The sequence below is a fragment of the Geodermatophilus sp. SMS 5-13 genome (assembly GCF_059428245.1).
The window spans coordinates 3,120,851-3,144,667 of record NZ_CP165729.1 but is presented as its reverse complement, the minus strand read 5'-3'; the positions used below and the strand labels follow the sequence as shown (position 1 = coordinate 3,144,667).

The window sequence follows — 23,817 nt, the reverse complement described above, 5'->3', positions numbered from 1 at the left end:
CGGCACCACGTTCGGAACCGGCTCCCGGCACGGGCACAGGGATGCGCCCAACCGCGAGGGGGAGTCGTGACCGCAACGCAGGAACGCACCGCCCGGACCGGCGAGAAGCTCGTGGGCCGGGTGGCCTTCGTGACCGGCGGGACGAGAGGCATCGGCGCGGCGATCTGCCGCAGCCTGGCCGCCCAGGGAGCCGAGATCGCCGCCGGCTACAGCGGCAACCAGCAGGCGGCCGAGAACTTCTGCAAGAGCATCTCGACCGACTTCCCGGACAGCAAGGCCACCGTGCACCGCGGGGACATCGGATCCGCGGACGACTGCCGCCGCACCGTGCAGGAGGTCATCGACCAGCACGGCCGGCTGGACATCCTGGTGAACAACGCCGGGATCACCGTCGACCGCACGGTGCTGAAGATGGCCGACGAGGACTGGCGGCGGGTCATCGACGTCAACCTCTCCGGCGCGTACTACCTGTCGCAGGCGGCGCTCAAGCACATGGTCGAGCGCGGCAGCGGGCGCATCGTGATGATCTCGTCGGTCATCGGGGAGACCGGCGGCATCGGGCAGGCCAACTACTCCTCGGCCAAGGCCGGGCTGCTCGGCCTCACCAAGACCCTCGCCCGCGAGGCCGCGATGCAGATGCAGCGGTCGGGCAACACCGACGGGGTCGGGATCACGGTCAACGCCGTCACCCCCGGCTACACCGCCACCGAGATGCTGGCGACCATCCCGGAGAAGGTCCTCGACGGCCTGCGGGCGAAGATCCCGATCGGCCGGCTCGGGGAGCCGGAGGAGGTCGCGCGCGTCGTGCACTTCCTCGCCGCCGACGCCTCGTCCTACATCACCGGCCAGGTGTGGGGGGTCAACGGCGGCCTCGACATGTAGCCGTCCGCGACATCGGACCGTTCGACGTCGCGACCGCGACAGGGAGGGGGCGCGCGGGTGTTCCACCGCATCGCCGTGGTCAACAGGGGCGAACCGGCCATGCGGCTCATCCGGGCCGTCCGGGAGCTCAACGCCGAGCACGGCACGCGGACGCGCGTGATCGCTCTGCACACCGAGGCCGAGCGACGGGCCACGTTCGTGCGCGCGGCCGACGAGGCCGTCCTGCTGCGCGAGACCGGCTCGGGCAGCCCGTACCTCGACCACGAGGAGCTGGCCCGCGCCCTGCGCACCAGCCGGGCGGACGCCGCCTGGGTGGGCTGGGGCTTCGTCGCCGAGGACCCGGCGTTCGCCGAGCTGTGCGCCGACCTCGGCGTGACGTTCGTCGGCCCGCCGCCCGAGGCCATGCGGCTCCTCGGCGCCAAGATCGAGGCCAAGGTGCTCGCCGAGCAGGCCGGCGTGCCGGTCGCGCCGTGGAGCGGCGGGGCGGTCACCGGGCTCGAGGACGGTCGCCGGCACGCGGAGACCATCGGCTACCCGCTGATCGTCAAGGCGCGCAGCGGCGGCGGCGGGCGCGGCATCCGGATCGTGCGGTCCGAGGCCGAGCTGGAGGACGCGCTCACCCGCACCCAGGCCGAGGCGGAGCGCACCTTCGGCGACCCCGTCGTGTTCATGGAGCGGCTGGTCGAGGGCGGCCGGCACGTCGAGGTGCAGGTGATCGCCGACAAGCACGGCACCGTCTGGGCGCCCGGCGTCCGCGACTGCTCCGTGCAGCGGCGCAACCAGAAGATCCTCGAGGAGTCCGCCTCCCCGGCCCTGTCCGAGGAGCAGGACCGCTCGCTGCGCGAGTCCGCGATCGCCCTGGTCAAGGCCGCGGGCTACGTCGGGGCGGGGACCGTCGAGTTCCTCTACCAGCCCGACGAGCGGCTGTTCACCTTCCTGGAGGTCAACACCCGGCTGCAGGTCGAGCACCCGGTCACCGAGGAGACCACCGGCCTGGACCTGGTCAAGCTGCAGCTGCACGTCGCCGAGGGCGGCCGGCTCGAGGGCGAGGCGCCCCCGGCCCGCGGCCACGCGGTGGAGGTCCGGCTCACCGCGGAGGACGCCGAGCAGGGGTTCGCGCCGGCACCCGGCAAGGTCGAGCTCATGCGCCCGGCCACCGGCCCCGGCATCCGGGTCGACACCGGGTTCGGCGAGGGCGACGTCATCCCGCCGCAGTACGACTCGATGATCGCCAAGATCATCGCCTGGGGCCGCGACCGGCCCGAGGCCCTCGCCCGGCTGCGCGTCGCGCTGCGGGAGACCACGGTCGTGCTGCGCGGCGGGACGACGACCAAGTCCTTCCTGCTCGACCTGCTCGACCGCCCGGAGGTCGTGGCCGGCACGGTGGACACCGGCTGGCTCGACCGCACGGGCAGCGACGCCGCCGTCCTGCCGATCGGCGACGCCTGGATCGCGCTGGTCCAGGTGGCGATCGACGTCGCGGAGGCCGAGGAGGCGGGGGAGCGGGCCGCGTTCCTCGCCTCCGCGCGCGGCGGGCGGCCGCGCGCCCCGCACGAGGTGGGCCGCCCGGTCGAGCTGGGCTACCGCGGGCAGGTCTACCGGTGCACGATCGCCACGACCGGCCGGGACCGGTACCGCGTCGAGCTCGACGGCCGCTACGCCGACGTCGAGGTCGACCGGCTCGGGCCGCTGGAGACCCGGCTCGCGGTCGGCGACCGGCGCTGGGCGGTCGTCGCCGTCCAGGGCCCGGGCTCGCACCTGGTCGAGGTCGACGGGGTCGCGCACCGGGTGACCCGGGACGCCGGCGGCCTCGTCCGCGCCCCGGCACCGGCCGTGGTCGTCGCGCTGCGCGCCGCGCCGGGCGAGGAGGTCGAGGCCGGCCAGACGGTCGCCGTCGTCGAGAGCATGAAGATGGAGACGGCGGTGCGCGCGCCGTTCGCCGGCCGCGTGCGCGAGGTGCTGGTCCGGGCCAACGCCCAGGTCGACGCCGGCGCCCCGCTGCTGTTCATCGAGCGCACCGGCGGCGACGCCGAGGAGGGCACCGGCGAGCGGGTCGCGCTGCCCGAGCGGGACGACGCGCCCACCGCGCACGCCCGGGACCGCGCGCTGTCCCTGCTCGCCGCGCTGCAGGCGCTGATCACCGGCTACGACGTCAGCGCCCGCTACGCCAAGGAGCTCATCGCCCAGTACGACAGCGCCCGCGGCGAGCTCGCCGACGACGAGCTGCTGCACGGGGAGCTCACCGTCCTCACGACCTTCGCCGACCTGGCCGAGCTCTCCCGGAACCGCCCGGCGAGCGAGGAGGAGGAGGCCGACCAGCAGGTCCACAGCCCGCGGGAGTACTTCCACGCCTACCTGCACTCGCTGGACGCCGACCGCGAGGGCCTGCCGGAGAGCTTCCGCGACCGGCTGCTGCGCGCCCTGCAGCACTACGACGTCCAGGACCTCGAGCCGGGCCCGGCGCTGCAGGAGGCGGTGCACCGGATCTTCCTCGCCCAGCAGCGCACCGCCGACCACCTGCCCGCGGTGCTCGCGCTGCTCGACCGCTGGCTGCGCGCGCCGGCGCCGACCGGTGCCGCGCGCGCCGAGGTCGGCGACGTCCTCGACCGGCTGGTCGTGGCCACCCAGCTGCGCTACCCGGCCGTGGGCGACGTGGCCCGGGCGGTGCGCTACCGGTACTTCGAGGAGCCCGTGGTCCAGGCCAACCGCGAGGTCGTCCTCGAGGGCGCCACGCGGCTGCTGGCCGAGCTGGAGGAGGCCGGGGCGCGCGGCGACGGCGACGCGTCGATGCGGCGCGTCGAGCAGCTGGTCGAGAGCCCGGAGCCGCTGATCCGGCTGCTGGCCGAGCGCGCCGACCGGCGGACCGACGTCCCGGACCCGGTGGTGGAGGTGCTGACCCGCCGCTACTACCGCAGCCGGGACCTGCAGAACATCCGGTCCTTCCTGCTCGACGGGCACTCCAGCGTGACCGCCGACTACGACCTGCTCGGCACCCGGCTGCACCTGGTCGCGCTGATGGCGCCGGTGGGCGACCTGCCGAGCCTGCTGGCCGCCGTGTGCCGGATGGCCGACGACGTGACCGACCCGCAGACCCTGCTGGTCGACCTCTACCTGTCCTGGCCGGACCGCCCGGCCGACCCCGACGCGCTGGCCGAGCAGGTGCACGGCCTGCTCGGCGACCTGGCGCCGCTGCCGGTGGTCCGGCGGGTCACGGTGACCGTGTGCACCCCCGCCGGGGACGTCGAGACGGTGACCTTCCGGCCGGGACCGGAGGGGCTCGCGGAGGACCGGCTCGTCCGGGGCATGCACCCGCTGACCGCGCAGCGGCTGAACCTGTGGCGGCTGAAGAACTTCGACGGCGAGCGGGTGCCCTCGGCCGAGGACACCTACCTGTTCCACATCACGGCCAAGGACAACCCGAACGACGAGCGGTTCATCGCGATGGCGGAGGTCCGCGACCTGGCCGCGCTGCGCGACGAGGACGGCGAGATCGTCGGGTACCCGACCGTCGAGCGCCAGCTCACCGCGTGCCTGGACAGCCTGCGGCGGGCGCAGTCGCGGCGCCGCTCGCGCCGGCCGCTGGAGCACAACCGGGTCTTCCTCTACGCCTGGCCCTCGATCGAGGTCCCGCTGTCGGAGGTGGCCACCTTCGCCCGGATGGCCGCGCCGCTGACGGTCGGCGCGGGCCTGGACCAGATCATGCTGTTCGCGCGGCTGCAGGAGCCGGGGGGCGGGGCGCCGCGCGAGGTGGCCCTGCGGTTCTCCTACCGGCCCGGCACCGGCGTGCAGCTGCAGCTCACCGAGCGGCCCAGCGAGCCGATGCGCACGCTCGACGACTACACGGAGAAGGTGCTCAGCTCCCGGGCGCGCGGCGCGGTCTACCCCTACGAGCTGAGCAGCCTGCTGGCCGGCCCGGACGGGACCTTCGTCGAGCACGACCTGGGCGACGACGGCCGGCTGGTCCCCGTCGACCGGCCGCCGGGCCGCAACAAGGCCGGGATCGTGGTCGGCGTGGTGACCACGCCGACGAAGCGCTACCCCGAGGGCATGACGCGGGTGGTGCTCTTCGGCGACCCGACCAAGCAGCTGGGCACCGTCGCCGAGCCGGAGTGCGCCCGCGTCATCGCCGCGCTGGACCTGGCGGAGGAGCGCGGGCTGCCGGTGGAGTGGTTCGCGCTGTCCTCCGGCGCGCGGATCTCCATGGACTCCGGCACCGAGAACATGGACTGGGTGGCCCGCGCCCTGCGCCGGATCATCGAGTTCACCCAGGCCGGCGGCGAGGTCAACGTCGTCGTCGCGGGGATCAACGTCGGCGCCCAGCCGTACTGGAACGCCGAGGCCACGATGCTCCTGCACACCAAGGGCATCCTGATCATGACGCCGGACAGCGCGATGGTGCTCACCGGCAAGCACTCGCTGGACTACTCCGGCGGGGTCAGCGCCGAGGACAACTTCGGCATCGGCGGCTACGACCGCGTGATGGGGCCGAACGGCCAGGCGCAGTACTGGGCGCCCAACCTCACCGCCGCCTGCGAGGTGCTCTTCCAGCACTACGAGTACGCCTACGTGGCGCCGGGGGAGCGGTGGGCCCGGCCGGCCGACACCGGCGACCCGCGGGACCGCGACGTCCGGGACTTCCCGCACACCCACCCGTCCAGCGACTTCAGCACGGTCGGCGACATCTTCTCCGCGACCGCCAACCCCGAGCGCAAGAAGCCGTTCGACATCCGCACGGTGATGCGCGCGGTCACCGACGCCGACCACCCGGTCCTGGAGCGGTGGGCCGGCATGGCCGACGCCGACACCTCCGTCGTCCAGGACGCCTACCTGGGCGGGCACCCGGTCACGGTGATCGGCATCGAGTCGCACCCGATCCCGCGCCGCGGCTCGTTCCCGGCCGACGGTCCCGACCAGTGGACGGCGGGCACGCTGTTCCCGCGCTCGTCGAAGAAGACCGCGCGGGCGATCAACGCGGCCAGCGGCAACCGTCCGCTGGTCGTGCTGGCCAACCTCTCCGGCTTCGACGGCTCCCCGGAGTCGCTGCGCAAGATGCAGCTGGAGTACGGGGCGGAGATCGGCCGGGCGCTGGTCAACTTCGACGGGCCGATCGTCTTCTGCGTCGTCTCCCGCTACCACGGCGGCGCCTTCGTCGTCTTCTCCGGCGTCCTCAACGACAACATGGAGGTCCTGGCGGTCGAGGGCTCCTACGCCTCGGTCATCGGCGGGGCGCCGGCCGCCGCGGTGGTGTTCACCCGCGAGGTCGACAAGCGCACCGCCGCCGACCCGCGCGTGCGCGAGCTGGAGCAGGCCCTGGGCTCGGCCGAGGCCGTCGAGCAGGGCCGGCTGCGCGCCGAGCTGGCCACCCTCCGGGCCACCGTCCGCTCCGAGAAGCTCGGCGAGGTGGCCGCCGAGTTCGAGGGCATCCACGACATCGAGCGCGCCCGCCGGGTCGGCTCGGTGCACGCGATCATCCCTGCCGCCGAGCTGCGGCCCCGCCTCATCGCCGCCGTCGAGCGGGGGATGGAGCGCGCCGCCCGGAGCTGAGCCCCTGCGACGTCGACCGGTCAGAAAGGACCACGATGAAAGCCTTCGTCCTCAACCGCCACGGCCGACTGGTCTTCCCCTCCTGCGTCATGCCGCAGCTGGACTTCTCGACGATGGAGTCGCTGGAGCAGCTCGACACCGTCATCCGGCGGGACTTCGAGACCAAGGCCCCGAGCGGCACCGACATCCTCGACAGGATCCGCACCGACGGCTACGACAGCCGGTACGCCCTGATGCGCGACCTCGCCCTCAACCTGTTCTGGGCGAACCGCTTCTCGATCACGATGTACGACAAGCGGCCGACGCGGTGGGGGGACCTGCCGCGCACCCGCCCCGACGTGTTCCTGCCGGTGCTGGAGCCGTGGGAGGACGGCGAGACGAAGGTCGCCGCCGTCGAGTCGGCCTACCCGGCGCTGCCCCCGCGGTGGGACGGCGAGGTCGAGGACCGGCTCTTCGGCGTCCTGTTCGACGTCTTCGGCAACCGCAAGCATCACGCGACGACGCTGCCGGCGGTGAAGCCGACGGTCGCGGAGTTCCTCAAGGAGCCGGGCAACCTCACGTTCCGGCTGCCGCGCTACGACCCCGACTATCCGGTCTACGAGTACGACGAGATCCTCGACTGCCGGGAGGACGTGCCCGAGCTCGAGGCGCTGCACCGCTGGGCGATGATCCTGCACAACCAGTACCCGTGGGACCGGGCGGCGCTGGAGCTGGCCCGCGCCGACCAGCTGTCGGACGACGACTACGTGGTCGCCTTCCACCCGCGGGACGTGCACGTCCGGGACTTCCTGCGGCGTCTCTCCGCCGGTGCCACGAGCCGCCAGGCGCCGGTCGCGCGGGAGTCCAAGCAGCCCGTCCGGCCGTTCCCGGCGGTGGACGTCCGCCGGTCGTTCACGGTGATGCCGAAGCTGGAGTGCCTGGTCGCGGTGCACGGTGACACGGTCTGCACCAACGACGACGTCGTCCGCAACTCCGCCTACAACTGGTCGCCGATGAGCGCCGACGAGATCCAGGAGAAGACCGGCGTCGAGGAGCGCCGCTACACGTCGCTGAGCCTGGAGGAGCTGGCGCTGCAGGCGGCCGAGGCGGCCATGGCCAAGGCGCGGCGGGGGCCGGAGGAGATCGGCGCCGTCCTGGTGTGCACCTGCACCAGCTCGCGGCTGATCCCGTCGCTGGCCACCTATCTCTGCGGTCAGCTCGGCATCTACCAGACCCACGCCGCCTACGACATCGTCGCCGCCTGCGCCGGCATGCCCTACGGCCTGGCCGAGGCCGTGCGGCTGCTGCAGGAGACCGAGCGGCCGGTCCTCGTGGTCTGCGCCGAGAAGTTCTCGGACAAGATCGGCAACGTCCGGCCGTCGCGGATGCTGTTCGCCGACGGGGCGGCGGCCATGGTGGTGGGCCCGGCCGCCGAGGGCGAGGCGCCCGACTTCGACTTCCTGCAGACCTACGCCAGCGGCCCGGCCAGCGAGGTGAACTCGATCATCTGGCCCAACCCGGAGTTCGACAACAACATCACCGTGTTCGGCCCGCAGGTGAAGGCGCTGGCCGGCCGCTACCTCGCCCAGATGATCGAGGAGATCGGCGCCCTGCCCGACCCGGACGGCAAGGCCGCGTCGCTGCTGGACAGCGTCGAGCTGATCGTCCCGCACCAGGCCAACAAGACGATGGTGCTGCAGCTCGCCGAGCGGGCCGGGCTCGGCGCCGACCGCCTCTACTTCAACATCCAGACGACCGGCAACGCGTCCTCGGCGAGCATCCCGCTGGCCATCCACGACGCGGTCCGCGACGGCGTCATCACCGAGCCCGTCCGCGTCTTCGCGCCCGGGTTCGGCGCCGGGGCCGTGGCCGGCTACGCCGTCATGCGGGTCGATCCGGCGGTGGTGGAGGTCCAGGGCGCGCAGGCGGCGAACGTGGTCGCCGACGAGCCGGTGTTCGCGGAGCCGGCCGAGCACGGGCCCGCCTCGGAGGAGGTCCGGGAGGCGTTCGCCTGAGCGCCCGGACGGTCCGCGCCGCGGACGGGACCCGGCTGGCCGCCTGGTGCACCGACACCGACGGGGCACCGGTGTTGCTGTGCAACGGTCTCGGCGCCCCGCGGGAGGCGTGGCCGGGCGTCGTCGCGCCCGGCAGCGGCTTCCGCGTGGCCACCTGGGCGCACCGCGGGCTCAGCGGCTCCGGGCGGCCGGCGGACCCGACGCGGATCCGCGTCGAGGACCACGCCGACGACGCCCGGGCGGTGCTCGACGCGTTCGACATGCCCGAGGCGACGCTGATCGGCTGGTCGCTGGGCGTCAACATCGCCTTCGAGCTGGCCCTGGAGGACCCGGCCCGCGTGCTCGGCGTGCTCGCCGTGGCCGGCGTCCCCGGGGGCACGTTCTCGTCGCTGTTCGCCCCGTACGGAGTGCCGCGGCGGCTGCGCGCCCCGGTGGGCCGGTGGAGCAGCCGGCTGCTGCCGGTGGTGGGGCCGCTGCTGCCGCCGATCGCCGCCAGCCTGCCCCCGCTGACCGAGCTGCTCTCGCCCGGCGCCCTGCGCGGGCCGGCGCACGAGGCGGCGCACCCCGGGATGCTGGGCGCGGTGCTGCGCGAGTTCTCCCGCCACGACTGGGGCTGGTACCGCCGGCTGGCGCTGGCCGTCGCCGAGCACGCGCCGCTCGACCTCGCGCCGGTGCGCTGCCCGGTCACCTTCGTGGCCGGCCGCTACGACTCGCTGGTGGACGTCGCCGACGTCCGGACGGCGTGGCGGGCCGTGCCCGGGGCGCAGTTGCACGTGCTGCCCGGGACGCACTTCCTGCCGCTGCAGTACCCGCGGGTGATGGTGACGGAGCTGCGGCAGCTGACCGGGTCTACCGGCGGGTGACGGTGAGCTCCACGCTGCCCCGGTTGTTGCCGTAGAAGCCGAACGCGTCGTTGGGATAGGCGTGCAGGTAGCCGCTGCGGCGGGTCTCCTGCGTGGTGCCGGCGCCCACGTAGATCTTCTCGTCGGGCTCGGTGACGGCGCCGGTGGCGTCGGTCTGCTCGTTCGCGACGAGCCCGACCAGCGACAGCCACGGCTGGTCCGGCTCGCGGCGGGCGCCGAGGAGGCCGGCGTCGGGATTGTGCAGCAGCCCCCGCAGCACGCCCTGCGCGGCACCGATGAAGCCGCTGGCCACGCTGCCGAACAGGTGCCGGCCCCTGGTCTCGCCGGCCGGGCCGGCGGCGTCGCCCGCGCTGGACCAGCGACCCTCCGCGGCGAAGCGGTAGGTGCCGGGCTCCAGGTACAGGCCGGTCGCCGTCCAGGACCGGTCGGCCGGAACGGTCACCGTGGCGGTGTCGCCGGCGGCCGACAGCGTGCGGGTGCGGCGGTAGCCGGTCGCCCGCTGCCGCTCGTAGGCCGACCCGTCGACGTCGGGGTCCGGCCGGTCGGCGTCGATCAGCGGGACCGCCCGGGGCCGCGGCTGCATCGTCACCTCGAGCACCGCCCCGGCCGCCCCGTGCCAGTCGCCGTGCAGCGCACCGCCCGGGTCGGGCCGGAAGCCGGCGATCCGGTCGCGGTCGAACGTCAGCCCGATCGTGGCCGTCGCCTCGCGCATCATCCAGTCCAGGGCCCCGTCGGACAGCCCGGTGTCGGCGTGCCCGCCGCCGACGTCGGAGTGGTCGCCCGGGAACCACACCTGGCGGACGTCCTGGTCCGGCGGGACGTCGCGCCACAGCGTCGGCCGGAACGGGCCGCGCATCTCGTCGAGGGAGACCGCGTGCCGCCCGTGCGCGATGTGCGGGTTCAGGACGACGTCGAGGAACTGGTAGCGCTCGCGCGTGCCGCCGAGGTCGGGGATGCCGACGTAGGCGGGGATGCCGAGGGCACCGACGGTGTCCCACACCCCGACGAGGTCGACCGGGATGTCCGGGTCGCCCGCGCGGTAGGCGAAGCGCAGGCCGGCGTCCCAGTCCGGGTCGGCCGGCCCGGTCTTCAGGGCGCGGTAGTGCGCGTACGCCCGGTCGACCGCGTCGTCGACCTGCGCGGGAGTGAGGCCGCTGCCGTCCACCAGCCCGACCCGGCCGATCATGCCGGCCAGGCTGCGGGCGGTGTACGCGCCGCGGCTGAACCCGAACACGGCGATGCGGTCGCCGGCCCGGAACTGCTCGACCAGCCACCGGTAGCCGGCTTTGACGGTCCGCGACAGCCCGGCGCCGGTCAGCCCGCCCTCCAGCACCTCGACCGGGTTGTGGGAGACCCCGACGCCCTTGACGTAGAGCGGCTGGGGATCCCCCGGCGCCGGCACGAGCGCCCGGTGCAGCCGCGCCACGTTGCTGTCCTGCGCGACGTCCAGCCACGTGCCGTCGCAGCAGACCGACAGCCTCCTCGCCACGCGTCCGGACCGCTCAGGCCGGCCGGCGGTCGCGGACGTAGGAGCCCGGCGCCGGCTCCAGCGGCGGGTGGCCGGCGCTGCCCAGCGCCGCCGGCGCGTCCACGTCGTCCCCGGTGTGCTCGCGCAGCCACTCGGCCCACGGCTCCCACCAGCTGCCCGTGTGCCGCTCGGCCGAGGCGCGCCACGCCTGCGCGTCCGCGACCGGCTCGCCGCCGGTCCAGTAGTGCGCCTTCGGGTTGCCCGGCGGGTTCACCAGGCTCTGGATGTGGCCGCTGTAGCTCAGCACGAAGGTGCTCGGGCCGGAGAGCAGCTGCGTCGTCCGGTAGCAGCCGTCCCAGGGGGTGAGGTGGTCGGTCAGCGCTCCGGTGACGAAGGTCGGCACGGTGATCCGGCCGAGGTGGACCGGTGTGCCGAGGACCTTGAGCGCGCCTTCCCGGACCAGGGCGTTCGAGCCGAAGATCTCGAGGAACTGCTCGTGCAGCCGGGCCGGCAGGTTCGTGCCGTCGGCGTTCCACGCGAGGATGTCGAACGCGGGCGGGTCCTCGCCCATCAGCCACTCGCTGACCACGTAGTTGAAGATCAGGTCGTCGGGGCGCATCCAGGTGAACACCGCGCCCATCTCGCGCGCGCTGATCACGCCCTTGCGGGAGGAGTTGCGCCGGGCCATCTCCAGCAGCCGGGGACCGGAGAAGGCGCCGAGCGGCGCGCGGCTGGAGAAGTCGAGCAGGGTCACCGCGTAGCTGGCGGCGGACACGCGGTCGTCCGCGGTGGCCGCCAGGTGGTTCAGCGCCGTCGTCATGACCTGCCCGCCGGCGCACAGGCCCATGGTCACGACGTCGGGGGAGCCGGTGATCTCCCGGGCCACGTCGACCGCGTCGAGGACGCCCTGGGCGTAGGTGTCGAGGTCCCAGTCGGCCTGTTCCTTCGTCGGGTTGCGCCAGCTGATCATGAAGACCTGCAGGCCCCGGCTGACCGCGTACTCGACCATGCTGCGGCCCGGCCGCAGGTCCAGGAAGTAGAACCGGCCGATGGGCGGCGGCACGATCACCACCGGGCGCGCGCGGACCCGCGGGGTGGTCGGCGCGTACTGGATCACCTCGATCACGTCGGTGCGGGCGACGACCGCGCCGGGGGAGATGCCGAGGTCCTCGCCGACGGTGAAGGCGCTGCGGTCGACCTGCCGGGGCAGCCCGCCGTTGCGCACCAGGTCGTGCAGCATGTGCCCGGTGCCCCGGAGCACGCTGCGGCCGGCGGTGTCCCAGGCGCGCTTGAGGGCGGCCGGGTTGCCGAGCAGCGTGTTGGTCGGCGCCACGGCGCTGGTGACCGCGTTGAACAGGAACTTGGCCTGCTCGACCTCGCGCCAGTCCGCCCCGCTCGCCTCGTAGTCGGCGACCAGCCGGTCCAGCGCCCCGGTCACGGCGACGTAGGACTGGGCCAGGCGCCGGTAGCCGGGGTGCACCGTCCACGCGGGGTCGGCGAACCGGCGGTCCCTCGGCGCCGGCCCGAGCTCGTCGGTGCCGCGGAGGATGCGCACCGAGTCCCGGCCGAGCCGGGCGGCCTCCCGGGCCAGCGGCCGGGGGCGGGCCAGCGTGGCCAGCACGCCGCGGACCATGCCGCGGGGCGTGGGCAGGCCGACCGGTTCCGCGCCCTCGACCGAGGCCAGCGCCTCGTTCTCGGTCTGCGGTGCCGGATCGGCCGCGCCGTCCACGGAGCGGAGCCGGCGGGAACGCGGGGTGTCGGTGGCGGTCATCCTCGACCTTCCTGTGACGGCGATCACATCCGGTCGGGACCGTAGCGCACGACGACCTCGGTGGTCTGCGCCTCCGTGACGGCGCGGTGACGCCCGCCGGGGATCCTGCCCCCGTCCGAGAGGGGGACGACATGGCCGATTCGATCGCTCCATTCCCACTGGTCCGGCAGGGCGCGCGGGACCACCCGGTGCGGACGCTGCAGCACCTGCTGCGGGCCCGCGGGAAGACCGTGGCGGTCGACGGCATCTTCGGCCCGAAGACCGATGCCGCCGTCCGCGCGTTCCAGGGCGAGAAGCACCTGGCCGTCGACGGGGTCGTGGGGCCGCAGACCTGGTCGGCGCTGATCGTCACGGTGCGCAGGGGCAGCGAGGGCGACGCGGTGCGGGGCGTGCAGGAGGAGTTCCAGTTCCGCAACCTCTCCGGCGACCCGAGCAAGGGCCTGCAGATCGACGGCATCTTCGGCCCGAAGACCGAGCAGGCGGTCCGCGGCTTCCAGGAGGCCCTGTCCACCGACTTCCCCGAGGTGACCGTCGACGGCATCGTCGGCCCGGTCACGTGGCGGGCGCTGGTCAGCGGGATGCTGGCCGGCTGACCCGAGCCGCCTCAGTCCACGTCGTCGGGCCCCGGGCCGATCCCGCCCGAGTCGCGCAGCGGCGAGGCCTCGGGCAGGTCGTCGTCCGGGGGCTCGGCCGCCACCGGCCCCTCGGCGTAGAGCGTGTCCGGGTCCTTCGGGTCCATCTCCGGACCCGGCTCCCGGGCCGCGGGGCCGGTCATGCGCCGTCCCGGTCGCGCCGGACGACCGGGCGGCGGCCCTTGATCGTGGCCTGCCGCAGCGCGGTGATCACCGAGCCCGCGGCGGTCTCCGGGACCTCGACGACGGAGAACCGCTGGGCGATCTCGATCGCCCCGATGTCGCGGCCGGAGAGCCCCGCCTCGCCGGTGATCGCGCCGACCAGGTCGGCCGGGCGGACGCCGGCGCTGCGGCCGAGGCCGACGAACAGCCGGGTCACCCCGGCCGCGGGGGCGCGGCCGCCGCCCCGGTCGTCGCGCCGTCCGCGCCGGTCGTCGCGGCCGCCGTCGGCCCGCCGCGGGCCCCGCTCGGGGCGCAGCTGCACGTCGGGGATGTCCTCGTCGTCGTCGGTGCCGCCGCCGGCCTCGTGGGCCAGCTTGACCGCGGCGAGGGCGACCTCCACGACGTCGAACTCGTCGGTGAGCGTGTCGACGACGGTCCGGAACTGCTCGAGGTCGTCCTCCAGCAGGCTCTCGCGCAGGGCGGCGCGGGTGAGGTCCAGCCGCCGGGCGCGCACGTCGGCGACGGTGGGCAGCTTCTCCACCGCGATCGGCGACTTGGTCACCTGCTCGATCGTCTTGAGCATCCGGTGGGCGCGGGGCTCGGCCAGCGTGATCGCGACGCCCTCCCGGCCGGCCCGGCCCACCCGGCCGATGCGGTGCACGTAGGTCTCCGGCGCGGAGGGGACGTCGTAGTTGACGACGTGGGTGAGCTGATCGATGTCGAGCCCGCGGGCGGCGACGTCGGTGGCCACGAGCAGCTCCGCCGTCCCGGCGCGCAGCCGGCCCATGACCCGGTCGCGCTGCTCCTGGCTCATCCCGCCGTGCAGCGGCTCGGCGCGGTAGCCGCGGCCGTTGAGGGTCTCGGTGAGGGTGTCCACCTCGTCCCGCGTCCGGCAGAAGACGATGGCCGCGGTGGGCGACTCGACGTCCAGGACCCGCCCGAGGGCGGCGGGCTTGCTGGCCCGGGGGACGACGTAGGCCGTCTGCCGCACCCGAGGCGCCTCGCCGGTGGCCGGCCGCTCCCGCGCGACCTCGATGCGGACCGGGTCCCGCAGGTACCGGCGGGCCAGCGCGTCGAGGCGGCGCGGCATGGTCGCCGAGAACAGCACGGTCTGCCGCTCCTCCGGCGTCTCGTCCAGGATCGCCTCGAGGTCCTCGGCGAAACCCATGTCGAGCATCTCGTCGGCCTCGTCGAGGACCACGGTGGCGATCGACCCCAGCCGCAGCGTGCTGCGGCCGACGTGGTCCAGCGCCCGCCCCGGCGTGGCCACGACGACGTCGACGCCGGCGTCGAGGGCGCGCAGCTGCCGGCCGATCGGCTGCCCGCCGTACACCGGCACGACCCGGGCGCCGAGCTCCTTGCCGTAGCGGTAGAGCGCCTCGGAGACCTGGATCGCCAGCTCGCGGGTCGGCACCAGGACCAGGGCGACCGGCTCGGGCTCGCGGCGGCCCGCGGGCAGCCGCTGCAGCAGCGGCAGCGCGTACGCCGCGGTCTTGCCGGTGCCGGTGGCCGCCTGACCCTGCAGGTCCTGGCCCTCGACCAGCGGCGGGACCGCCTCGCGCTGGATCGGGGTGGGTTCCTCGTAGCCGAGGCCGGCCAGCGCGGTCAGCAGCTCGGGCCGCAGCCCGAGGTCGGCGAACGTGCCGCCGTTCTCGTCGTCCTGCACGGCGCCGGTCATGCCCCCATCCTTCCCACCGCCGACGGGAGCCGACTCCCCGGGTGGCCGACCGACGGTGCGACGTTAGGGTGAGCGCGCCATGCAGAGCAGACCGACGGGACAGGCGATCCCGGCACTGGGCCTGCCCGCGCGGGCGGTCAGTTCGCTGGCCGCCGCCGGGATCACCACGATCGAGGACCTGGCCGGGCTCACCCGGCAGGAGCTCGCCGGCATCAAGGGCCTGGGCCCGGGCATGATCGCCGCCATCCGGCGCGTCGTCCCCGAGCCGGGGCCGGCGGAGCCGATCGAGGACGAGGCGCCCGCCGCGCCGCCCATCCCGTCGTTCGCCTCGCTGCGCGAGCCCCGCCGCCGGAGCGCGGTCGACCTGCTGGTCCCCGAACCGGCCCCGGCCGAGCCGTCGCCCCCGCCCCCGGCGCCGCGGCCGGCCGAGTACGCGGACCTGCTGCGGCTGGTGCTGCGCCTCGCGAGGTGGTCGGTGCGCGAGCCGGTGCGCTGCCTGGGGCGGCTGCTCCGCCGCTAGGCCTGTCGGCCCCCTCGGCGACACTGCGGGGGTGAACCGGGTCGTCCTGCTGCGCCGCGGCGAGGGCGCCGTGGAGGCCCGCGAGTGCGCCGACGACGGGACGCCGGTCGCCGCGGCGCAGCTGGCCGCGGGCGAGCTCGCCGGGTTCGTGCGGGAGCGGGAGCGCACGCCGGTCCGGTGGGTGTGGGACGACACGACGCGCTGGTATCCGGCGCTGCTCGCGGCCGGCGTGCGCGTCGAGCGCTGCACCGACCTGCGGCTGAGCCACGCCGTCCTCCGGCGCTCGCCGTTCGTCGACCAGGCGGTGCTCTCCGGCGGGGACGCGGCGGGCTGGGACGCGCTGGCGCCGGTGTCCGCCGAGGAGCCCGGGCTCTTCCCGCTCGAGGACCCGGCCGACCGGCTCGACCCGCTCGGCGAGCTCGACCGCCAGCAGGCCGCGCTGGCCGCGTCGGGGGAGCGGGGACGCCTCGGGCTGCTGCTCGCGGCGGAGTCCTCCGGCGCCCTGGTCGCCGCCGAGATGACGCACGCCGGCCTGCCGTGGCGGGCCGACGTGCACGAGCGGCTGCTCACCGACCTGCTCGGCGCCCGGCCGCCGGCCGGTGCGCGGCCCCCGGTGCTGGAGGGCCTGGCGGCGCAGGTGCGCGCCGCCCTGCGGGCGCCCGAGCTGAACCCCGACTCGCCCGGCGAGCTGCTGCGCGCCCTGCAGACCGCGGGGCTGCCGGTGCGCGACACCCGCTCGTGGACGCTCGAGCAGCTCGACCACCCCGCCGTCCCGGCGCTGCTGGAGTACAAGAAGCTGGCGCGGCTGCTGGCGGCCAACGGCTGGAGCTGGCTGGACGCCTGGGTGCGCGACGGCCGGTTCCGCTCGTCGTTCGTGCCCGGCGGCGTGGTGACCGGGCGGTGGGCGTCCAACGGCGGGGGAGCGCTGTCGGTGCCGGTCCAGGTCCGCCCGGCGGCGATCGCCGACGCCGGCTGGCGGTTCGTCGTCGCGGACGTCGCCCAGCTCGAGCCGCGGGTGCTCGCCGGCATGAGCGCGGACACGGCGCTGGCCGAGGCGGCCCGCTCCACCGACCTGTACGAGGGCATGGTCGCCGCCGGCGCCGTCGCCACCCGGGCGGAGGCCAAGGTCGGCGTGCTGGGGGCCATGTACGGCGGCACCCGGGGCGAGAGCGGCCGGATGATGCCGCGGCTGACCCGCCGCTACCCGCGGGCGATCGGGCTGGTCGAGGACGCCGCCCGGGCGGGGGAGCGCGGCGCGGTCGTGCACACCCTGCTCGGCCGCGGATCGCCGGTGCCCACCGGCGCGTGGGCCGAGCGCGCCGTCGAGCTCGGTGAGCCGCCCGACGACGGCGGCTCACGGGAGGAGCGGGACCGCTCCCGCCGCGCCTGGGGGCGGTTCACCCGCAATTTCGTCGTCCAGGGGACGGCGGCGGAGTGGGCGCTGTGCTGGCTGGCCGACCTGCGCAACCGGCTGTGGCGGCTCGGCGGCACCGGCCCGGTCGAGGAGCGGCCGCACCTGGTGTTCTTCCTGCACGACGAGGTCGTCGTCCACACGCCCGAGGACCTGGCGCCGGACGTGCTCGACGCGGTGCACGGCGCGGCGGCGACGGCCGGCCGGCTGCTGTTCGGCGACTTCCCGGTCGACTTCCCGCTCGACGTCGCCGTCGTCGCCTCCTGGGCCGACGCCGGCTGAGCCGCGACCCCTAGCACCCCTCCGCCGTCAAGGCGGGGCGCCGCGACGTGCATCACTCGACGAATCGACGGCCGCCGATTGTCACGACTGCATAACGGCTCTACGGTGAATATGCCCGCCCGGTCATCACGTCCCCACCCGGGGAGTCCGAGCGGACGCCGCCGAGTCGCCCACTGTTCGGCAACGAGCAACGGGCGAGCCGGGGACCCACCGCAGTACTGGGGTGAATCCCGCTCACGGACGCCTGCGTCCGGAGCGGGTAGGGCTGCTTCCCGCCCGAACCCGTCAGCTAACTCGGTAGGCGGCTCACGGAAGAAACGGAGAGCCGCTCCGATGACGCGCGCTATTTCTGCTGCATCTGCTGCTGCACGACCCGGTACGGCCCGCTACCGCCGGATGCGCCCGCGGAGCTGACCGCCGGCGGCCGGCCCTGACGCCTCCCGCGCGCGCCCACCACCCCGAGCACCCCCGCTCGACCGGCTGACCAGCCGCTTCCCCGGTGGCCCGCGCCGGCCTGCCGCGTCCCGGACGCGCCGCCGACCCGCTGTCCGCATCCCCTCGCAGCGCGCCGCCCGCGCGCCGCTGCGCCCACACCTCACGGAGCACGTCCCCCATGGACCCCCGCACCACCACCTCCGGCCGGGCCCGCCGCGCGCGCCTCATCCCGCCCGCCGCCGCCCGCCGCCCGGGCCTGTACCTGGGCGTCGCGACCGCCGGCGCGCTCATGGTCAACGTGCTGTTCGGCGCGGACCCGGCGGCCCAGGCCGAGGCCGGGACCCCGGAGTCGGTCAGCGTCGCCCAGGAGCTCGGCCTGACCGCCCAGTCGGGCACGGTCGCCGCCCCCACCGAGGACCTGCAGCCGCTGGCGGACCTCGCCGCCAGCCGCAGCACGCGCGAGGCCGAGCAGACCGCGGCGCAGCAGGCGCAGGCCGCCGCCGACCAGGCCGAGCTCGACCGGCAGAAGGCCGAGGCGGAGGCGGAGGCCAAGGCGGAGGCCAAGGCGGAGGCCGAGGCGAAGGCCAAGGCGGAGGCCGAGGCGAAGGCCGCCGCCGCGCATACCGCGGCTGCCCCTGCCGCCGCGGAGCCGGCCCGCGAGGTCGCCGGCACCGCGGTCACCGCGACCGCGCACATCACGAACACCGCGGGCAGCATCAAGCCGCAGGTGCAGGCCGCGGCGAACGCGGTGGTCTCCAACGTGCCCGGCGCGGGCGGCATCACCCTCGGCGGCACCCGCCCCAGCGCGACCGACCCGGGCGGGCACCCGTCGGGGCTGGCGCTGGACTACATGGTGCTGTCCGACACCGGCCTCGGGAACGCGATCGTCCAGTACCACATCGACCACTGGGACGAGCTGGGCGTGGAGTACATCATCTACCGGCAGCGGATCCTCCAGTCGCCGGGCGGCTCCTGGCAGGGCATGTCGGACCGGGGCAGCGCGACGGCGAACCACATGGACCACGTCCACGTGAACTACCGCTGAGGATCAGCCCCCGTACGGCACGGTGATGATCTCCAGCATGTGGTCGTTCGGGTCCTTCCAGTACACGCCCCGGCCGCCGTCGTTGGTGTTGATCTCGCCCGGGTGCCGCTCGAACGGGTCGGCCCAGTAGTCCAGGCCGCGCGCCCGGATGCGGCCGAAGATCTCGTCGAACTCCTCCTCGGAGACGAGGAAGGCGTAGTGCCGCGGCTGGGCGACCTCGTCGTCCTGGAAGTCGAGCGAGACGCCGTTGTCGAGCTCGACGACCGCGAACGGGCCGAAGTCGGTCGGCGGCTTGCGGCCGAGCAGGTCGGCGAGGAAGGCGGCCGACGCGTGCCGGTCGCGGGCGGCGACGATGGTGTGGTTGAGCTGGACGGGCATCTGCGGCTCCCTCCGACGGCCGTGCGACGGCGAGCAGCCAAGCACGTCGGAGCCCGCTGCGGGAGCGGTCTGCTCAGCGGACGGCGACGGCCGCCTTCGCCGCCGCCTCGGCCACCGCGGACCCGACCTTCGTGACGTCAGCGCTGTCGTCCACGTAGACGACCGCGAGCGCGGCGCGGGCCCCGCCGTCGGGGCCCAGCACCGGGGCGGCGACGGAGCGCAGCCCGGCGATCACCTCGCCGTGGGAGGCCGCCCAGCCGACCCGCCGCGCCTCGCGCAGCTCCTCGCGGTCGTCCGGGGACGGCGGCTCGGGCATGAGCAGCGCGAGACCGGGGGCGCCGCGGCCCACCGGGTGCCGGGTGCCCGGCCGGTAGACGACGTGCGCCGCGGTGTCCTGCGGCTCCACGCTGGTGACGGTCACCGCCTCGTCGCCGGAGCGGATGACGAGGAACGCGGTCATGCCGAGGTCGGCGACCAGTGCATTGAGCCGGGGGAGCGCGGCGGCCTGCAGATCGGTCCGCACCCCCCGGCCGAGCGCGGCGATGCCGAGGCCGAGCCAGTAGTGCCCCGCCGGGTCCCGCTCGACGAGCTGGTGGTCCTCCAGCGTCCGCAGCAGCCGGTAGGCGATCGAGCGGTGCAGGCCGACGGCCGAGGCGATCTCCACGATCGGCTGCGGCGCGCTCACGCTCGCCAGGTGCTCGAGGATGCGCAGGCCGCGGTCGAGCGTCTGCGACTGCGGTGCGCTGCCGCCGTCCTCCGCCGCCATCGCCGTCCTCCCGATCCGTCCTCCGGTTCGCCCAGCCTACGGGCGCCGCGGCGCGGGTCCCGTTGCGGAACCCGAGCCGCGGCACGCCGTCACGCGACGATGACCTTCGGGGCGGCGAACTGCTTGAGCCCCTCGGCGCCGAACTCCAGGCCGTAGCCCGAGGACTTGACGCCCCCGAACGGCACCTGCGGGTTGAGGACGCCGTGCTGGTTGACCCAGACGGTGCCGGCCTGCAGCCGCGCGGCCACCTCGAGCGCCTGCTCGCGGTCGCTCGCCCACACCGAGGCGCCGAGCCCCTGCTCGCTGGCGTTCGCCCGGCGGACGGCGTCCTCGACGTCGGTGTACCGGATGACCGGGACCGCCGGCCCGAACTGCTCCTCGTCGACCAGCGGGACGCCGTCGGTGACGTCGGCGACGACGGTCGGCCGGTAGAACAGCGGGCCGAGCTCGGGGGCCGGCTCGCCGCCGGCGACGATGCGCGCACCGCGGGCGCGGGCGTCGTCGACCAGGCCCGCGACGATGTCGAACTGCTTCCGGTTCTGCAGCGGGCCCAGCACGTTGCCCGGCTCGAGCCCGTTGCCGATCGGCATCGTGCGCGCCAGGCCCGCGAGGGTGTCCACGACCTCGTCGTAGAGGGAGTCGTGCACGTACAGCCGCTTGAGGGCGGCGCAGGTCTGGCCGGTGTTGATGAAGATGCCCCAGAACAGGCTCTCCGCGATGGCCGGGACGTCGGTGCCCGGGAGCACGATGCCCGCGTCGTTGCCGCCCAGCTCGAGGGTGAGGCGGGCGAGGTTGGCCGCGGAGCTCTCGACGATCTTGCGGCCGGTCTGGGTGGAGCCGGTGAAGGTGATCTTGTCCAGGTCCGGGTGCGCGGCGATGGCGGCGCCCACCTCGCGGTCACCCGAGACGACGGTGAGCAGGCCCTCGGGCAGGTGCCGGTTGAAGATCTCCACGAGGGCCAGCACGCACAGCGGCGTGAACTCCGAGGGCTTGACGACGACGGCGTTGCCCATCCGCAGCGCCGGCGCCACCTGCCACACGGTGATCATCACCGGCCAGTTCCACGGGCCGATGGCGCCGACGACGCCCAGCGGCTCGTAGCGCAGCTCGGCGCGCGACGGCCCGTCCTCGAAGACCACCTCGGGCTCCAGCGCGGTGTTCGCGGCGCTGCGGGTCCAGACCGCGGCGGCGCCGACCTCGAAGCGGGCGTTGGGGCCGTCCAGCGGCTTGCCCTGCTCCCGGGAGAGGAGCACGGCGAGGTCCTCGGCGCTCGCCTCGATGTCGTCGGCGATCGCGTTCAGGATCCGGCTCCGCTCGGCGTGGCCCAGGGCGGCCCAGGCCGGCTGCGCCGCCCGCGCGGCGGCCACCGCCGCGTTCAGGTCCGCGACGGTGTGCACCGGCGCGTGGCCGATGGTCTCGCCGGTCGCCGCGTCGGGGATCGGGCGGCCCTGGTCGGCGGGGGCGGTGATGGCGTCCAGCAGGGACGTCGTCGTGGTCAAGACTTCTCCTTGGGATTCGGGCAGCCGTGTCGCGGGCGGTACGGAAGGGCGGGGAGGGTCAGCGGTGCGGGGCGGGCTCGATCCGGCCGGTGACCTCGCCGAAGGCGATGCGGGCGCCGTCCGGGCCGGGGGCGGTGGCGGTGAGCGTGACGACGTCGCCGTCCTCGAGGAACGTGCGCGTCGAGCCGTCGGCGAGGGTCAGCGGCTCGGTGCCGCCCCAGGACAGCTCGATGAACGAGCCGCGCTGGTCCTTGGCCGGGCCGCTGACGGTGCCCGAGGCGAACAGGTCGCCGGTGCGCAGCGAGGCGCCGTTGACGGTCATGTGCGCGAGCTGCTGGGCCGGGGTCCAGTACATCTCGGCGAACGGCGGGCTGCTGACCAGCTCGCCGTTGAGCCGCACCTCGATGCGGATGTCCAGGCCCCACGGGCCGGTGCCGGCGTCGTCGAGGTAGGGCAGCAGCGGCACGTCGCGGGCCGGCGGGCGCACCCGCGCGGCCTCGAGCGCGGCCAGCGGCACCACCCACGGCGACACCGAGGTGAGGAACGACTTGCCGAGGAACGGGCCCAGCGGCACGTACTCCCAGGACTGCAGGTCCCGCGCCGACCAGTCGTTGACCAGGCAGACGCCGAAGACGTGCTCGGCGACGTCCCCGAGCGGTACCGGGGTGCCCAGCGCCGACGGGGTGCCGACGACGAAGCCGACCTCGGCCTCGATGTCCAGCCGCTGCGACGGCCCGAAGGTGGGCGCGTCGTCGGCCGGCGCCTTGCGCTGCCCGGACGGCCGGACGACGGGGGTGCCGGAGACGGCGACCGTGCCCGAGCGGCCGTGGTAGCCGATCGGCAGGTGCTTCCAGTTCGGGGTCAGCGCCGCGGAGTCCGGCCGGAACATCCGGCCGAGGTTCTCCGCGTGGTGCTGCGAGCTGTAGAAGTCGACGTAGTCGGCCACCTCGACCGGCAGGTGCAGGGTGACCTCGGCGCGCGGCAGCAGGTGCGGCTCGATCACGCGCCGGTGCGAGCGGTCGGTGAGCCAGGCGGTGACCTGCGCCCGCAGGTCGCGCCAGGCCTGCGGGCCGAGCGCCAGGAACTCGTTGAGCGACCCGGTGCGGTGCACCGGGTCCTCGGTCACGCCGGCCAGGTCCAGGACGAGGTCGCCGACCGCGATGCCGGTGCGCCGCGGGCCGCCCCGGGTGGAGAAGATCCCGTAGGGCAGGTTCGCGAGGCCGAAGCCGGTGTCGGCGGGCAGATCCAGCCAGGTCATGCCTTCGGCCCCCGGCCGCTCCACGTCCACGCGTACTTGCCGTCGTCCGCCGCCGTCCCGGCCTCGCCGAGGTCGAGCGGGCGGAAGGTGTCGACCATGACGGCCAGCTCGTCGAAGTACTCGACGCCGAGGGCGCCCTCGACCGCGCCGGGCTGCGGGCCGTGCGAGTGCCCGCCCGGGTGCAGCGAGATCGAGCCCTTGCCGATGCCCGAGCCCTTGCGCGCCTCGTAGTCGCCGTCGACGTAGAACATGACCTCGTCGGAGTCGACGTTGGAGTGGTAGTAGGGCACCGGCACCGCGAGCGGGTGGTAGTCGACCTTGCGGGGCACGAAGTTGCAGATCACGAAGTTGTGGCCCTCGAAGACCTGGTGCACCGGCGGGGGCTGGTGCACGCGACCGGTGATCGGCTCGTAGTCGGCGATGTTGAACGCGTACGGGTACAGGCAGCCGTCCCATCCGACGACGTCGAACGGGTGCTCCGGGACGACGTGCACGGTGCCGGCCAGCCCGCCGGGGCCGGGGCCGCGGTGCTTGACGTAGACCTCGACGTCGGTGCCCTCGGCGGTCAGCGGCTCCGAGGGCGCCCGCAGGTCGCGCTCGCAGAACGGGGCGTGCTCGAGGAACTGCCCGTAGCGGGACAGGTAGCGCTTGGGTGGGGCGATGTGGCTGTTGGCCTCGATCGCGTAGGTGCGCAGCGGCTCCTCGCCGGTCGGGATCCAGCGGTGCGTGGTGGTGCGCGGCAGGATCACGTAGTCGCCCTGGCCGACCTGCAGCGCGCCGAACGTCGTCTCGACGCTGGCGCTGCCGCGCTCGACGTAGACGCACTCGTCGCCGGTGGCGTTGCGGTAGTACGGCGAGGTCGCCGAGGAGACCGCGTAGGAGATGCGCACGTCGCCGTTGCCCAGCACCAGCCGGCGGCCGGTGACCGGGTCGGTGGCCTTGTGCTCCTCGCCGGGGAACAGGTCGTGCAGCTTCAGGTGCCGGGGCACCAGCGGCGCGTTCGGGGTCAGCGACTGGTCGGGCAGCTCCCACGGGCGGGCGTCGACGATCGCCGACGGGACGCCGGAGTGGTAGAGCAGCGAGGAGTCCGAGGAGAAGCCCTCCTCACCGACGAGCTCCTCGTAGTAGAGCTTGCCGTCGGGACGGCGGAACTGGGTGTGCCGCTTCGGCGGGATCTCGCCCACCTGCCGGTAGAACGCCATGGGAGTTCCTCCTTCGGGACTTTCGGC

17 protein-coding genes and 1 riboswitch are annotated in these 23,817 nt (G+C 74.7%); of the genes, 8 read left to right on the top strand and 9 right to left on the bottom strand.

Annotated features, from left to right (window positions below):
* Window positions 1-66 precede the first annotated feature (66 nt).
* The 4 genes from AB3388_RS15190 (at window position 67) to AB3388_RS15175 (ending at window position 9,283) form a co-directional block, all read left to right on the top strand.
* The gene (locus AB3388_RS15190) at window positions 67-882 is read left to right on the top strand and encodes a 3-oxoacyl-ACP reductase family protein (RefSeq protein ID WP_495406120.1); all 816 of its coding nucleotides are present in this window, start codon (window positions 67-69) and stop codon (window positions 880-882) included.
* A gap of 57 nt (window positions 883-939) precedes the next feature.
* Window positions 940-6,426 (top strand): ATP-binding protein, encoded by a 5,487-nt coding sequence (locus AB3388_RS15185; RefSeq protein ID WP_495406119.1) that lies wholly within the window; start codon window positions 940-942, stop codon window positions 6,424-6,426.
* 35 nt (window positions 6,427-6,461) lie between these two features.
* The gene (locus tag AB3388_RS15180; protein ID WP_495406118.1) at window positions 6,462-8,420 is read left to right on the top strand and encodes a 3-oxoacyl-ACP synthase III family protein; all 1,959 of its coding nucleotides are present in this window, start codon (window positions 6,462-6,464) and stop codon (window positions 8,418-8,420) included.
* A 71-nt stretch (window positions 8,421-8,491) separates the two neighbouring features.
* Window positions 8,492-9,283 (top strand): alpha/beta fold hydrolase, encoded by a 792-nt coding sequence (locus AB3388_RS15175; RefSeq protein WP_495406117.1) that lies wholly within the window; start codon window positions 8,492-8,494, stop codon window positions 9,281-9,283.
* Here the strand turns inward: AB3388_RS15175 and AB3388_RS15170 are convergent.
* Together AB3388_RS15170 and AB3388_RS15165 are read right to left on the bottom strand one after the other, a co-directional pair.
* On the bottom strand, window positions 9,270-10,772 hold the full coding sequence (locus tag AB3388_RS15170; protein WP_495406116.1) for a T6SS phospholipase effector Tle1-like catalytic domain-containing protein: 1,503 nt from the start codon (window positions 10,770-10,772) through the stop codon (window positions 9,270-9,272). The genes AB3388_RS15175 and AB3388_RS15170 overlap by 14 nt on opposite strands.
* A gap of 13 nt (window positions 10,773-10,785) precedes the next feature.
* Window positions 10,786-12,522: a PHA/PHB synthase family protein gene (locus tag AB3388_RS15165; protein WP_495406115.1), complete on the bottom strand. Its 1,737-nt coding sequence runs from the start codon at window positions 12,520-12,522 to the stop codon at window positions 10,786-10,788.
* Between the two features lie 131 nt (window positions 12,523-12,653).
* Here AB3388_RS15165 and AB3388_RS15160 point away from each other — a divergent pair, with 131 nt between their 5' ends.
* Window positions 12,654-13,115: a peptidoglycan-binding domain-containing protein gene (locus AB3388_RS15160; protein ID WP_495406114.1), complete on the top strand. Its 462-nt coding sequence runs from the start codon at window positions 12,654-12,656 to the stop codon at window positions 13,113-13,115.
* Window positions 13,116-13,126: 11 nt separating this feature from the next.
* On the opposite strand, the gene AB3388_RS15155 is transcribed toward AB3388_RS15160, so the two are convergent.
* Window positions 13,127-13,297: a hypothetical protein gene (locus tag AB3388_RS15155; RefSeq protein WP_495406113.1), complete on the bottom strand. Its 171-nt coding sequence runs from the start codon at window positions 13,295-13,297 to the stop codon at window positions 13,127-13,129.
* The gene (locus tag AB3388_RS15150; protein WP_495406112.1) at window positions 13,294-14,994 is read right to left on the bottom strand and encodes a DEAD/DEAH box helicase; all 1,701 of its coding nucleotides are present in this window, start codon (window positions 14,992-14,994) and stop codon (window positions 13,294-13,296) included. Before AB3388_RS15150 ends, AB3388_RS15155 begins: the two co-directional genes overlap by 4 nt.
* A gap of 79 nt (window positions 14,995-15,073) precedes the next feature.
* Between AB3388_RS15150 and AB3388_RS15145 the strand changes: the two genes are divergently transcribed.
* From AB3388_RS15145 to AB3388_RS15135, 3 genes are all read left to right on the top strand, one after another.
* Window positions 15,074-15,514, top strand: coding sequence for a DNA-directed RNA polymerase subunit alpha C-terminal domain-containing protein (locus AB3388_RS15145; protein WP_495406111.1), 441 nt, complete (start codon window positions 15,074-15,076; stop codon window positions 15,512-15,514).
* A gap of 31 nt (window positions 15,515-15,545) precedes the next feature.
* Entirely contained in the window at window positions 15,546-17,207 is a 1,662-nt protein-coding gene (locus tag AB3388_RS15140) for a bifunctional 3'-5' exonuclease/DNA polymerase (protein ID WP_495406110.1), read from the top strand.
* A 149-nt stretch (window positions 17,208-17,356) separates the two neighbouring features.
* Window positions 17,357-17,526: riboswitch (cyclic di-AMP (ydaO/yuaA leader) on the top strand.
* 294 nt (window positions 17,527-17,820) lie between these two features.
* Window positions 17,821-18,687: a VldE C-terminal domain-containing protein gene (locus AB3388_RS15135; RefSeq protein ID WP_495406109.1), complete on the top strand. Its 867-nt coding sequence runs from the start codon at window positions 17,821-17,823 to the stop codon at window positions 18,685-18,687.
* A gap of 3 nt (window positions 18,688-18,690) precedes the next feature.
* On the opposite strand, the gene AB3388_RS15130 is transcribed toward AB3388_RS15135, so the two are convergent.
* From AB3388_RS15130 to AB3388_RS15110, 5 genes are all read right to left on the bottom strand, one after another.
* A complete protein-coding gene (locus AB3388_RS15130) occupies window positions 18,691-19,065 on the bottom strand; it encodes a VOC family protein (RefSeq protein ID WP_495406108.1) in 375 nt (124 codons plus the stop codon).
* Between the two features lie 73 nt (window positions 19,066-19,138).
* Window positions 19,139-19,831, bottom strand: a complete 693-nt coding sequence (locus tag AB3388_RS15125) for an IclR family transcriptional regulator (RefSeq protein WP_495406107.1) — start codon at window positions 19,829-19,831, stop codon at window positions 19,139-19,141.
* A gap of 89 nt (window positions 19,832-19,920) precedes the next feature.
* Window positions 19,921-21,330, bottom strand: a complete 1,410-nt coding sequence (locus tag AB3388_RS15120; RefSeq protein ID WP_495406106.1) for an aldehyde dehydrogenase family protein — start codon at window positions 21,328-21,330, stop codon at window positions 19,921-19,923.
* A gap of 58 nt (window positions 21,331-21,388) precedes the next feature.
* Window positions 21,389-22,588, bottom strand: a complete 1,200-nt coding sequence (gene fahA, locus AB3388_RS15115; protein ID WP_495406105.1) for a fumarylacetoacetase — start codon at window positions 22,586-22,588, stop codon at window positions 21,389-21,391.
* Window positions 22,585-23,790 (bottom strand): homogentisate 1,2-dioxygenase, encoded by a 1,206-nt coding sequence (locus AB3388_RS15110; RefSeq protein WP_495406104.1) that lies wholly within the window; start codon window positions 23,788-23,790, stop codon window positions 22,585-22,587. Before AB3388_RS15110 ends, fahA begins: the two co-directional genes overlap by 4 nt.
* Window positions 23,791-23,817: the final 27 nt, after the last annotated feature.

Excerpts from the sequence above, each read along its gene's own strand:
- AB3388_RS15130 (WP_495406108.1), bottom strand. The coding sequence starts at position 19,065 with ATGCCCGTCCAGCTCAACCACACCATCGTCGCCGCCCGCGACCGGCAC.
- AB3388_RS15165 (WP_495406115.1), bottom strand. The coding sequence starts at position 12,522 with ATGACCGCCACCGACACCCCGCGTTCCCGCCGGCTCCGCTCCGTGGAC.
- AB3388_RS15110 (WP_495406104.1), bottom strand. The coding sequence starts at position 23,790 with ATGGCGTTCTACCGGCAGGTGGGCGAGATCCCGCCGAAGCGGCACACC.
- fahA (WP_495406105.1), bottom strand. The coding sequence starts at position 22,588 with ATGACCTGGCTGGATCTGCCCGCCGACACCGGCTTCGGCCTCGCGAAC.
- AB3388_RS15160 (WP_495406114.1), top strand. The coding sequence starts at position 12,654 with ATGGCCGATTCGATCGCTCCATTCCCACTGGTCCGGCAGGGCGCGCGG.
- AB3388_RS15135 (WP_495406109.1), top strand. The coding sequence starts at position 17,821 with ATGGACCCCCGCACCACCACCTCCGGCCGGGCCCGCCGCGCGCGCCTC.
- AB3388_RS15155 (WP_495406113.1), bottom strand. The coding sequence starts at position 13,297 with ATGACCGGCCCCGCGGCCCGGGAGCCGGGTCCGGAGATGGACCCGAAG.
- AB3388_RS15150 (WP_495406112.1), bottom strand. The coding sequence starts at position 14,994 with ATGACCGGCGCCGTGCAGGACGACGAGAACGGCGGCACGTTCGCCGAC.
- AB3388_RS15125 (WP_495406107.1), bottom strand. The coding sequence starts at position 19,831 with ATGGCGGCGGAGGACGGCGGCAGCGCACCGCAGTCGCAGACGCTCGAC.
- AB3388_RS15180 (WP_495406118.1), top strand. The coding sequence starts at position 6,462 with ATGAAAGCCTTCGTCCTCAACCGCCACGGCCGACTGGTCTTCCCCTCC.
- AB3388_RS15145 (WP_495406111.1), top strand. The coding sequence starts at position 15,074 with ATGCAGAGCAGACCGACGGGACAGGCGATCCCGGCACTGGGCCTGCCC.